Here is an 11,820-nt window from a genome sequence, read left to right on the forward strand (position 1 = left end):
ATGATTCAGTGGTCGGCGGCCGCGCGGCGCGGGGTGCCGCCGAGGGCGCCGAGATACTCGCTGAGCGTGCTCACCGAGGAGAGCGTGCCGACGGCGGCGAGCAGCTCCGGCGCCAGGGCGTCGCGCTGGGCCTCGGTCAGGCGGGTGCTCGGCCCGGTGATGCTGAGGTTGCCGATCGCCCGGCCGGTGCCGGGGTGCAGGATGTTGGCGGCCATCGCCGCCGTCCCGTCGAGATGGGTCTCGTGCACCCAGGCGTAGCCGCGGTCGCGGGCGCTGCCCACCAGGGCGAGCAGGTCGGGAATCGTGCGCGGTGCGTTGCGGCCGCTGGTCTCCGGCCGGCTGAAGCCCTGGCGCAGCACCAGTTCCACGGCCTCCTCGTCGGGGAGGCTCGCGAGCCAGCAGATCCCGGTCGACGTGGTGGACAGGCGCGCCTCCGCCCCCATGTCGCCGTCGTAGCGCAGGCCCGAGCGCGCCCCTTGCGCCTTCGCCACCCAGACGAGGCGCGGATAGTCGACCACGGCGAGCCGGACCAGTTCGCCGCTGAGCGCGGCGAGGTGGTTCATCACCGATTGCGAGACGTCGACGACGCCCGAGTTCGACAGGTGCTTCAGCCCGAGCGTCGCGAAGCGGGTGGTGAGCAGGTAGCGCCCGGTCTCCGGGTCCTGCGCGACGTAGCCGTAGGAGACGAGCTCGGCGAGCAGGCGGTGGGCGCCGCTCTTGGGGATGTCGAGGCTGTCGGCGATGGCCTGGAGCGGCAGTCCACGGGCATGCGCGGCGAGCAACTCGACCAGATCGAGCACGCGCTTGATCAATCCCCCCGCCACGACATCCTCCCGTGTCACCGCCTCGGCAGCGCATGAAATGGAACGTTGTTCCGGATTTGAATGATGTTCCGTTCTATGTCAAGGCAATCGAAGGCGGACGGCCCGGTCGGGAGCGGCCCGCGGTTTCAAGGCGGGACGGCATGAGCGGGCTCGACGGCGACCGACGACGGCAGGTGCTCGTCGGCATCGCCCTGATGATCGGCGCGGTGGCGGGCTTCGCCTGCATCGACGCGACCGCGAAGGCGCTCAACCGTTCGCTGAACCCGCTCCTCGTCGTAGCGGCGCGCTACGTCGGCAGCTTCGTGCTGGTGGCCCTGGTGCTCGGCCCGCGCCGCGGCAGCATCGGCCTGCTGCGCAGCCGGCGGCCGGCGCTCCAGGTGTTCCGCTCGCTCTGCCTCGTGATCGCGACGGTGTGCAGCTTCTTCGCCCTGCGGTCGCTTCCGCTGGCCCAGGTGACCTCGATCACCTTCGCCTCGCCACTGATCGTGGCGCTGATCGCCGGGCCGCTGCTCGGCGAGCACATCGGCTGGCGGCGGCTCGCCGCGGTGCTGGCGGGATTCGCGGGCGTGCTGGTGGTCGCCCGGCCCGGGCTCGGGATGCCGCCGGCGGCGCTCCTCGCCGTGGTCACGGCGGCGGTCAACGGCATCTACATCGTGGCGACGCGGATGCTCGCCGCCCACGACCCGCCCGAGACCACGATGCTCTATACCGGCCTCGTCGGCGCGGTGGTCACCGCCCCGGCGCTGGTCCTGCTCTGGGAGAGCCCGCCCGACCTCGCCACCTGGACCGGGCTGTTCGCCATCGGGGGCTTCGGCACCCTCGGGCACTGGCTGCTGATCCTCGCCCACCGCCACGCCCCGGCCTCGACCCTGGCGCCGTTCGGCTACGCGCATCTCCTGTGGGCGCTGCTGATCGGCTTCGCGGCGTTCGGCGACGTGCCCGACCGCTGGACGCTGCTCGGCGGTGCGGTGGTTGCGGCGGCCGGGCTGTTCCTGATCGCCGAGGAGCGGCGGCCGGCGGCGACCGGCCGGAACCCGTGATCCGGTCGCCTCTGCGCGCGTCCTCAGCCCGGGATCAGTTGCTCAAGGTCCCTGACACGCCGACCGCGGTCAGGACGACGCCGCAGGCGAACACGCCGATCATGACGTAGGTGAGGGCTTTCAGGAACAAGACGAACCTCCATCGGGTGGGGGGCTGACCGAGAGTGGACGAGCCGCGCGATATGACCTAGGCCCGGCGGGCCTTTCCCTTGCCCCAACGTGCGATCCGCGGTTCGGTTCGCGGCACCGCACCGACGCACCCGCAGCATCACAGCGGCCGTCGCTCCACCAGGGCGGTCCAGCCGTCGCCGGCGAAGCGGGCGCGCATCAGCGCGACGAGGCTCTCGAGGTTCGACAGGGCGGCCTCGAGCAGCAGCGGGCGCGACAGGCCGATATGGCCGGCGCCGATCTCGATCGGGGCGTCGCGGCCCGCCCCTTCGGCGTCGGGCGCGCCGCCCTTGTCGAGGCCGTCGAGGCCGTCGGCCAGCGCGCGCGCCCGGGCGGCGAGGTCGGGGTGGGCGGCCTCGCCGGCGCTGCCGGCGGCGAGAACCCGGATCCAGAACATGCAGGCGAGGATCGCCGGCAGCTCGGTCGGGCGGCGGGCCCACCAGACCAGGGTGCTGCGGGCGCGCAGCGGCCGGATCGCCTGCCGCAGGTCGCGCAGCAGCCGGTCGGCCTGCCGCATCTCGGCGATCGGCGAGGCGTCGGCCTCGCCCGACAGGCGCCGGGCGCTGATCCGCAGCACCCGGGCGAGGCAGGCGACGAGGCTGGCGCCGGTCTGGCGGATATGGGCGTGGGTCGGAGCGGGCAGCAGGTACAGCCCGACCAGGATCGCGGCCGCGGCGCCGATCGCCGTCTCCTCCAGCCGCAGCAGCAGGATCGCCTCGGCCGACATCCCGATCAGGCTGTAGATCAGCCCGAGCATGATCGTGACGCAGAAGATCGCCAGCGTCTGCGAGATCGCGAACACGTAGGACAGGCCGAACACGCAGACGAGCAGGGCCGCGCCCTCCAGCACCGGGTGGCCCGACAGCAGCACGCTGACGACCACGCCGGCGACCAGCCCCGCCACCGTGCCCCAGACCCGCTGCACGCCCTTGTGGATCGCCTCGCCGCTCGACCGGGCGCCGAGAAACACGAGGTAGGCGGTGAGCACCGCCCAGAACCAGCGGTCGGGCGAGACGAGCTGGCCGCCGACCATGCTGAGCAGGGCTGCCGTCGTGGCGCGGATCGCCGGGCGCCAGGCGAGGGCCGGCCGCGCCGCCGCCGGCCGGCTCGGCCGGATGCGGGAGGCGGCGAGCGCGCCGACGAGCCCGCGCAGCTCCGCTGCCGCGGCGTCGACCTCGCCGCCGGCGGCGAGCACCGTGGTCTCGGGCCCGGTCTCCCGCGGCCGCAGCTCGGCCCGGCGGCCGGTGGCGAGCCGGCGCGCGAGGAGCCGCACCTGCGCCCGCTCGGCGGCCGGCAGCGGCCCGGCGGCGAACAGCGCGGCCGAGAGCCCGATCAGCGCCAGCTCGAAGCGCATCAGCGCGGTGCCGAACCGCTCCAGGGCCGCGCCGTCGACGGCGGCGACCTGCTCCTCGACCAGCAGGACGGTCTCGTTGAAGGCGCCGAAATCCCGCCGCAGCCGGCGGCGGGCGGGTCCGTGCCGGGCCGCCGCAGCGCGCAGGCCGGCATGGACCAGGGCCGCGCCCTGGCGCTCGACCGCCCGCACGGTGCGCCGCGCCGCCGGCAGCGGGCGCTCCGGGATCAGCCGGAAGCCGACCGCCGTCACCACCGCCACCGCGAACGGCAGGCTGAGCAGCAGCGGCGGGACGTGGGCGAGGTCGACGTGGAGGAACAGCACGAGATAGGCGTGGACGACGGCGGTGAGCCCGAGCGCCACCGCCCGCGGCCCCCAGGACTGGAACGCCACCGCGGCGAACAGGGTCGCGAGGAAGCCGGCCTGCCCGAGATGCGGCCACGGGCGCAGGCACGCCGCCCCGACGATCGCGACCGCCGCGGCGCCCGCCATGCCGAAGACGGTGCGCAGGCGCTCGGCCGGCACGGTGTCGCGCGGCAGCGACGCGGCCATGAGCGCGAGCACCACCGCGACCGCGGCGGCGTGGACCGGCAGCCAGCCCTTCGCCGCCAGGGGCGCGACGACGAGGGCGGTGGCGGCGACCGACAGGGTGGTGCGGCAGGCGGAGCGCAGGCGCAGCGACCCCGGATCCGAGACGAGGAAGCCCGACCAGATCCGCACGAGCGCAGCCCGGGCCTGCCGGCCCCGGGGCGCCCGCGCCCGCCCGTCCTCGATGCCCTCTGCCGGTTCCGCCATCCGCTGCCCGCCCTCGCCCCGGCGCCTCCCGGCGCCTCGCCCCCCGGGGAGCAGGGGCGATGCCAGTCCCGCCCCGCGAGCTATGCTGGGACGGCGCGGACGATTGTCGAGGGCGGCATGACGCGAAGGTACCCCGAACGGCGACGGGCCGGAGCGTCGCCGCCCCGGCCCGTCGTGCTTCGGTCGTCGTGGCAGCCGGCTCAGCCCTGCGGCCACTCGCGGATGTCGACGAAACGGCCGGCGATCGCGGCCGCCGCGGCCATCGCCGGGGAGACGAGATGGGTGCGGCCCTTGTGGCCCTGGCGGCCCTCGAAGTTGCGGTTCGAGGTCGAGGCGCAGCGCTCGTGCGGCTTGAGGCGGTCGGCGTTCATGCCGAGGCACATCGAGCAGCCCGGCTCGCGCCAGTCGAACCCGGCCTCGGTCAGGATCCGGGCGAGGCCCTCCTCCTCGGCCTGCTGCTTCACGAGGCCCGAGCCCGGCACCACCATCGCCGACACGTTCGGGTGCAGCTTGCGGCCCTCGACCATCCGGGCGACGACGCGCAGGTCCTCGATGCGGCCGTTGGTGCAGGAGCCGATGAACACCTTGTCGAGGGCGATGTCGGTGATCCGGGTGCCGGGCGTCAGGCCCATGTAGTCGAGCGCCTGCTCCTTCGAGCGGCGCAGGTTCTCGTCGGTGATCCGCGCAGGGTCGGGCACCAGCCCCTGCACCGAGACCACGTCCTCGGGGCTGGTGCCCCAGGTTACGATCGGCGGCAGGTTGGCGGCGTCGAGGCGGATCTCGCGGTCGAACTGCGCGCCCTCGTCCGAGGCCAGGGTCTCCCAGTAGCGCAGGGCGGCGTCCCAGGCGGCGCCCTTGGGCGCCTTCGGGCGGTCCTTGACGTAGGCGAAGGTGGTCTCGTCGGGCGCGACCATGCCGGCGCGGGCGCCGCCCTCGATCGACATGTTGCAGATCGTCATCCGCCCCTCCATCGAGAGGGAGCGGATCGCCTCGCCGGCATATTCGAGCACGTGGCCGGTGCCGCCGGCGGTGCCGATCTCGCCGATGATCGCCAGGATGATGTCCTTGGCGGTCACGCCCGCGGGCAGGCGGCCGTCGACGACGGCGCGCATGTTCTTCGCCTTCTTCTGGATCAGCGTCTGGGTGGCGAGGACGTGCTCGACCTCCGAGGTGCCGATGCCGTGGGCGAGCGCCCCGAAGGCGCCGTGGGTCGAGGTGTGCGAGTCGCCGCACACGATCGTCATGCCCGGCAGGGTGAAGCCCTGTTCCGGCCCGATGATGTGGACGATGCCCTGCCGGCGGTCGAGGGCGTCGTAATACTCGATGCCGAACTCGCGCACGTTGTCGGCGAGCGTGTCGATCTGGGTCCGGCTCTCGGGATCCTCGATGCCGAGGCTGCGGTCCGAGGTCTGGACGTTGTGGTCGACGACCGCGAGGGTCTTCTCGGGGTGGCGCACCCGGCGCCCGGCCATGCGAAGCCCCTCGAAGGCCTGGGGCGAGGTCACCTCGTGCACGAGGTGCCGGTCGATGTACAGCAGGCAGGTGCCGTCGGGCTGACGATCGACGACGTGGTCGTCCCAGATCTTGTCGTAGAGGGTGCGCGGGGAAGCCATGGCGGTGGGTTGCCTTGTTGGGTGCCTTGGTCGTCTCGGAACCGGCCCGGGGCCGCGGCCGGACAGGCGATTTAAGGGTGCGCGGCCGGTTGCGGAAGGGCGCCGCGCGTCGCGTCGGGATTGCCGGCTCCGCATGCCGGCCGTCTATTGTAGCCGAGCCGGCAGTGAGAGGAAGCCGCGGAAGCGCACCCGGCGCGAGCGCAGGGGCGGACCGTCGAGGGCGTAGCCCGGGAAACGCGCCAGGAACCGCCCGAGGGCGATGCGCCCCTCCAGCCGGGCGACCGCCAGGCCGACGCAGTGGTGGATGCCGCTGGCGAAGGCGAGGTGGCGGTTGGGCTCGCGGGCCGGGTCGAAGGCGTCGGGGTCCGGGAACACCGCCGGGTCGCGGTTGGCGGCCCCGATGCACAGGGTGAGCCGGGTCCCGGCCGGAAAGTCCCGGTCGTCGAGGCGGAAGGGCCGCGCGGCGATGCGGTTGCCGAGCTGGTTGGGGCTCTCGACCCGCAGCATCTCCTCGACCGCGGTGCGGATCAGGTCCGGCTCGGCGAGGAGGCGGGCGCGGGCCCCGCGGTCGGTCGCCAGGAGGTGCAGGCCGTTGCCGATCAGGTTGGTGGTGGTCTCGTGCCCGGCATTGAGGATGAAGATGCAGTTCTGGAGCAGTTCGGCGGCGGTCAGCCGCTCGCCCGCGACCTCGCCCTGGATCAGCCGGGTGAGGATGTCGCGCTCGGGGTCGCCGGGCCGGCGGCGGCGTTCGGCGACGAGCCCGTCGAGATAGCTCAGAAAATCCTCGACCGCCCGGTTGCCGGCGGCCTCGGTCTCCGTATCGAGCACCGGTTCGAGGGCGCCGAGGATCGCGAGCGACCAGCCTCGCAGCGGCCCGCGCTCGTCGCGCGGCACGCCCAGCAGGTTGCCGATCACCTCGACCGGGATCGCGGCGGCAAAGTCCTCGATCAGGTCGATGCGCCCGCGCGAGGCCGCGGCGTCGAGCAGGCCGTCGACGAGGGCGGTGACCCCGGCCTCCATCGCGGTGATCGCCCGCGGGGTCAGCGCCCCGGCGATGATCCGCCGGACCCGGGTGTGGCGCGGCGGGTCGTTGAAGACGAGGCTGGTGGTGTGGTGGTCGTAGAGCGGCGACGGCCCGTATTTGGCGCCGAACTCCACCGTCTTGTCCGAGCTGAAGGTCGCGGCGTCCTTGTAGACCCGCTCGAGGTCGGCGTGGCGGGTGAGCAGCACCTGCCCGTCGGGCGCGACGTGGACCGGGGCGTGCCGGCGCAGGGCGGCGTAGACCGGATAGGGGTCGTCGTGGAACCCCTCCGGCGGCCGGCGCAGGTCGAAGCCGCGGGCGAGGTCCTCCTCCGGGACCGCGCTCATCCCGGCTGGCCGGCGCAGGCCGGGTTCATCGGCAGGAACGCCTCGGCCTGCGGGATCGTGCGCATCGCCTCGTAGAGGTCCCACTCGCCCCGGCTCGCAGCCGGCGCCTTCACCTTGTAGAGGACGGGGTCGTAGAGCAGGCGGCCGTCGGCCCGCAGGGTCGCGGGCCGGTCGAAGAACGCCACCGGCATCGCCCGCATGGCGCGGTTGACCGCCACCGCCTCGTCGGTGCCGGCCTGCTCGGCCGCCTTCAGGTAGTGGGTCACGGCGGTGTAGATCAGCGCCTGGTTCTTGGTCGGCATCGCGCCGGTCTGCTGGCGGAACCGCTCGGCGAAGGCGCGCGAGGCGTCGTTCTGGTTCCAGTAGAACGCCTCCGAGAAGGTCAGCCCCTGGGCGACCGGCAGGCCGAGGCCCTTGATGTCGGTGACGTAGACGAGGAAGCCGGTGAGGGTCTGGGGGCCCTGCGTCAGGCCGAACTCGTTGGCCTGCTTGACCGCCTTGGTGAAGTCGTCGCCGACGCTGGCGAAGGCGACGACGTCGGCGCCCGAACTCTGGGCCTGGAGCAGGAAGGACGAGTAGTCGGCGGTGTTGATCGGGTGGCGTGAGGTGCCGAGCACCTTGCCGCCCAGCGCCTCGACCACGGTGGTCGCCTCCCGCTGGAGGGCGTGGCCGAAGGCGTGGTCGACGGTGATGAAGTACCACGACCGGCCGCCGCGCTCGAACACCGCCCGGGCGGTGCCGGCGGTCAGGGCGTGGGTGTCGTCGGTCCAGTGCGAGCTGACGGGCGAGCAGGTCTTGGCGGTGAGGTCGGAGGTCGCCGCGGCGGTGATCATCACCGTGCGGTTCTTCTCCTTGGCCACCGCCTGCACGGCGAGCGCGATCGCGGTCACCGGCAGGTCGACGATCGCGTCGACCCGCTCGACGTCGTACCAGCGCCGGGCGATCGAGGAGGCGACGTCGGGCTTGTTCTGGTGGTCGGCGGAGACGATCTCGACCGGCTTGCCGCGGACCCGGCCGCCGGCATCCTTCGCCGCCATCTCGGCGGCGACGATCGAGCCGCGGCCGCCGCTGTCGGCATAGGGTCCCGACAGGTCGGTGAGCACGCCGATCCGGACCACGTCGTCGGAAACCTGCGCCAGCGCCGGTCCGGCGATCAGTGCGAGGGCGAGCCCGCACAGGCGGGCGACGGAACGGAGCATGGCGTGACCTCCCGGGGACCGGCCCGCTCTCGCGGCGGGGCTCGGCGGCGGGATCTTCGCCACACTTCGCGCGCCGGCGCAAGGCGCCGCTCGGGCGCCCGCGTCCCGCTCAGCAGGTCAGCTTCCGGCCCTCGCGCTGGCCGTGCACGCGGTAGTGCTTCAGGCCGGATTCCATCTGGCCGTTGACGACGGCGCGGCGGACGTCCGGGTTGCAGCGCAGGTACTCGCCCTCGTCGAAGGCGTAGTCGCCGCGCTGGCCCCGGCGGCCGCGGCCGCGGTCGTCGTAATCCTCGCCGCGGCCGTAGCTGCGCCCGCGCGGGCCGTCGTCGCGGCCGTCGTAACCGTAATCCGGCCGGCGCTCGCGGTAGCCGTAATCCGGCCGGCGCTCGCCGTAGCCGTAATCGGGACGCCGCTCGCCGTAACCGTAATCGGGGCCGCCGTACTGCGCCGTCGCCGGGCCCAGGGAGCCCGCAAGAGTCAGGCCCACGGCCGCCATTGCCCAAAACGCCTTCATGTCCGCCTGCTCCTCTCAAGCTCGACAGGAACGTCCGGGACGCCGGATGGTTCATGACCCAGCGTCCGCACCGCCCGCTCCCGTACCGTTTCCACCGTCATAGCGGGCGAAACCTGAACGCCGGGACAAGACGCGCGCCGGTTCGCGTCAGTTCATCCGCCAGATCGCCGCGGTGAGCGCGCTCGCGTAGGCGGCCCAGGCGGCGTAGGGCACGAGCAGCAGGCCGGCCGTCCGGTCGAGCGACAGGAACAGCCGGGTCGTCCACAGCACGGCGAGCAGCAGCGCGACGACGACCACGAGGCCGCCGAGGAGGTCGTGGCCGGCGAAGAACACCGGCGGCCACGCGGCGTTGAGGGCGAGCTGGACGAAGAACGCCGCCACGGCGAGGGCCCAGCTCCGCCGCGCCGGGCCGGTCGCCGGGCGCCGGCCGAGGATGCGCCAGATCGCGAGCGCCATCATCGCGTAGAGGATCGTCCACACGACCGGGAAGACCCAGTTCGGCGGCGTGAAGCCCGGCTTGGCGAGGCCGGCGTACCAGGTCGGGATGTTGGGCGCGGTGAACAGGCCGCCGCCCACCGAGGCGGCCACCACCGGAAGAACCGCGACGAGCAGCCTCGGCAGGAGTCCCGGCGGGGCCGGTCTGGTCTGGTCGGAACTGGGCGGCATGCGGGTCGCGGGGCGAAGGGGCTTCGGTTTGCCGATATAGGCGGCGGGACGGGGGCGGACAGTCCGCCACGCGGGCCGCGCGACGATCTCGGGCCTGTCCGCCACGCGCACCGATGGTCGAGCATGCCGTCCGCGCCGGGCGTGCTGGACCGCATGACGGCCTCGCCTGCTCGGTCTCGCGCAACGCGGTCGACATCCCCGCCGGCCGGAGCGCGACGTCTCGCGGTCGCTGGGCGAAGTCAGGCGCCGACGCCAGCGGCACGTTGATCGTCGTGCTGATGACGATGGCCCGGTGCACGGGCACCGGCTCGCTCCGTAGTCTCGATCCCGGCCGGGAGCGGGCCCCCTCACGCGGAAGTCGGCTCGCCGATCTCGGCGAGGGCCTCCCGCGCCGCCTGCAGGCTTTGCGCCATGAAGCCCGCTACGAGCTGGAGTTCCTGGTCGCTGCAGCGCGCGACGACCGCGGCTTGCAGGCGGTGCATCGGGCCGAACAGCGGGACCACCTCGGCGAGGAATGCGTCGGTCGTGCTGATCAACACCTTGCGGCGGTCGGTCTCGGGTCTGGTCCGTCGAGCCAGGCCCGCGGCTTCGAGCCGGTCGACCACCCCGGTGATCGCACCGGTCGTCAGCCCCGTCGCGCCGGCCAGAGCGCCCGCGGTGACCGGCTGACGCGTTGCGATGACGTCAAGACATTCGAGGTCGCTGCTGCTGATCCCGAGCCGGCGCGCGACGGCGGCACTGTAGAGGATGCCGAGTGCGCTCGCCTCGCGCATCGCGGACATCACCGCTTCGGCGGCGTCGCCGCGAGGCGCTTCCGGCTCGCCCCTCATCGCGGTGATGTCCGGCTGGCGGACCATCCCAGCACCGAGAACATGCCGAACACCTCCGTAACGAGCACGCGCTGGATCAGGCCCGCCACGCCCAGGCCGCGGCCGGAGGCCTCCGGATCGAAGCTCCAGAACCACAACGCCGGCAGGGCGAGCGTGACGGGTGCGGCGGCAAGCGGCAAGCCGCCGAGTGCGGCGGATTGCGGGTCTCGCGTGATACGATTTCCGGACGGTTCGACCCGGGAATCGTACCGCCAGCCCGCGCGGTGGAGCCTTCGGCTCCACACACCTGAGCGAAGGCGACTTCGGCATCGCGAAGCGATCGATCGGACATCGTTATGAGGCACCAGCCGAGCGCGAGGAAGCCGACGGCCGGCGACGCCATCCCGAGCAGGAACCCGGCGGCGTGCGGGATGATCCTCTCGAGCGTGAACACGCCGCACAGCGTCGTGCCCAGCGGGCTGAGGAGCAGGATGGCGTCGACCACGATCCGCCCGGGCCCGGAGAGCACCGGCAAGCCGGCGAGCATGCCGACGAGACCGAGCGCCAGGAGCACGCCGGTCAGCACGAACGCCACGTTCGTCGCGAGCCCCGTCCTCCCGAGACCCGATCGGCTGGGCGACCCAGTCGTCGGGCGCGATCCGGGTCCCGAACAGCGGGAAGCCCGGGGTCGGCCAGCCGAGGACCAGCCAGGCGCCGGTGAACATCGCAGCGGCGACAAGGGTCAGCGGGGCGAGCCTCCCGGGAGATCTCGCAGGAGACGCAGACGGCACGGCCGCGATCCGGCTGTTGCGGCGGCAGCGACCGCGATCAGGGTTCCACGGCCTTGACCGTTCGGGCCATATGTCTTAGAAGATAAGATATCAAGCATTTGAATTAAATGCACCGCGTACGCCGCTCTCGCGACCGAACGGTCGGGGAAGCAGGGAGACAGGCAGTCATGGAGACCTGGCCGAAGCATCTCGGGACCGCGCTCCTCGTCGTGGTCGAACTGTTCCTCGTCCTCGATGCCGGGATGAAGCTGCTGGGGGCGCAGGCGGCGGTGGACGCCACCGGCGAACTCGGCTTCTCCGCCCAGGCCACGCGCATGCTCGGTCTGGTGCTGGGCGCAGCGACGATTCTCTACGCGCTACCCGGGACACGGGTGCTCGGGGCCATCCTGCTCACGGGTTATCTGGGCGGGGCCGTCGCCGTGCAGGCCCTGCACGGGGCACCGCTGCTCACCCACACGCTGTTCGGGGTTTACTTCGGCGTCGCCGCATGGGGAGCGATCTGGCTCCGCAGCCACGATCTTCGCGCGCTCGTCCCGTTGGCTCGGCGACGCACGACCTGAGCAACGGCGCGGCGGTTGACCTTCGGGCCTGCCCATCGGGAGCGGCCGCGCGACCCGAGACCGTCCCGGAACTCGGCGCCTGACCGGTTGTCGCGACGACCGCCACCGATCACCGCTGGCGC

Annotated in this window: 11 protein-coding genes; 2 read left to right on the plus strand and 9 right to left on the minus strand. The window is 73.0% G+C overall.

Annotated features, from left to right (window positions below):
* Window positions 1-5 precede the first annotated feature (5 nt).
* Window positions 6-824: an IclR family transcriptional regulator gene (locus EOE48_RS20450; protein WP_127732603.1), complete on the minus strand. Its 819-nt coding sequence runs from the start codon at window positions 822-824 to the stop codon at window positions 6-8.
* A 140-nt stretch (window positions 825-964) separates the two neighbouring features.
* Here EOE48_RS20450 and EOE48_RS20455 point away from each other — a divergent pair, with 140 nt between their 5' ends.
* On the plus strand, window positions 965-1,864 hold the full coding sequence (locus tag EOE48_RS20455) for a DMT family transporter (protein WP_127732605.1): 900 nt from the start codon (window positions 965-967) through the stop codon (window positions 1,862-1,864).
* A 268-nt stretch (window positions 1,865-2,132) separates the two neighbouring features.
* Here the strand turns inward: EOE48_RS20455 and EOE48_RS20460 are convergent, their stop codons facing one another.
* From EOE48_RS20460 to EOE48_RS20495, 8 genes are all read right to left on the minus strand, one after another.
* Complete coding sequence (locus tag EOE48_RS20460) at window positions 2,133-4,178, minus strand: FUSC family protein (RefSeq protein ID WP_127732607.1); 2,046 nt, start codon at window positions 4,176-4,178, stop codon at window positions 2,133-2,135.
* A 200-nt stretch (window positions 4,179-4,378) separates the two neighbouring features.
* Window positions 4,379-5,791: a 3-isopropylmalate dehydratase large subunit gene (gene leuC, locus EOE48_RS20465; protein ID WP_127732609.1), complete on the minus strand. Its 1,413-nt coding sequence runs from the start codon at window positions 5,789-5,791 to the stop codon at window positions 4,379-4,381.
* 144 nt (window positions 5,792-5,935) lie between these two features.
* Window positions 5,936-7,159 carry a cytochrome P450 gene (locus EOE48_RS20470; RefSeq protein ID WP_127732611.1) on the minus strand — a complete coding sequence of 408 codons (1,224 nt, stop codon included), beginning with the start codon at window positions 7,157-7,159 and terminating at the stop codon, window positions 5,936-5,938.
* Window positions 7,156-8,358, minus strand: coding sequence for an ABC transporter substrate-binding protein (locus EOE48_RS20475; RefSeq protein WP_127732613.1), 1,203 nt, complete (start codon window positions 8,356-8,358; stop codon window positions 7,156-7,158). The genes EOE48_RS20470 and EOE48_RS20475 overlap by 4 nt, the downstream gene beginning before the upstream one ends.
* Before the next feature lie 109 nt (window positions 8,359-8,467).
* Window positions 8,468-8,872 (minus strand): hypothetical protein, encoded by a 405-nt coding sequence (locus EOE48_RS20480; protein WP_127732615.1) that lies wholly within the window; start codon window positions 8,870-8,872, stop codon window positions 8,468-8,470.
* A gap of 147 nt (window positions 8,873-9,019) precedes the next feature.
* Window positions 9,020-9,538, minus strand: coding sequence for a TspO/MBR family protein (locus EOE48_RS20485; RefSeq protein ID WP_127732617.1), 519 nt, complete (start codon window positions 9,536-9,538; stop codon window positions 9,020-9,022).
* Between the two features lie 347 nt (window positions 9,539-9,885).
* Window positions 9,886-10,395, minus strand: a complete 510-nt coding sequence (locus EOE48_RS20490) for a MarR family winged helix-turn-helix transcriptional regulator (RefSeq protein ID WP_425463679.1) — start codon at window positions 10,393-10,395, stop codon at window positions 9,886-9,888.
* Between the two features lie 49 nt (window positions 10,396-10,444).
* Window positions 10,445-10,942 (minus strand): hypothetical protein, encoded by a 498-nt coding sequence (locus EOE48_RS20495; protein ID WP_127732620.1) that lies wholly within the window; start codon window positions 10,940-10,942, stop codon window positions 10,445-10,447.
* A gap of 363 nt (window positions 10,943-11,305) precedes the next feature.
* On the opposite strand from EOE48_RS20495, the gene EOE48_RS20500 reads away from it, so the two are divergent.
* Window positions 11,306-11,698, plus strand: coding sequence for a DoxX family protein (locus EOE48_RS20500; protein WP_127732622.1), 393 nt, complete (start codon window positions 11,306-11,308; stop codon window positions 11,696-11,698).
* Window positions 11,699-11,820 lie beyond the last annotated feature (122 nt).

The organism is Methylobacterium oryzihabitans, assembly GCF_004004555.2.
Lineage (GTDB): Bacteria > Pseudomonadota > Alphaproteobacteria > Rhizobiales > Beijerinckiaceae > Methylobacterium > Methylobacterium oryzihabitans.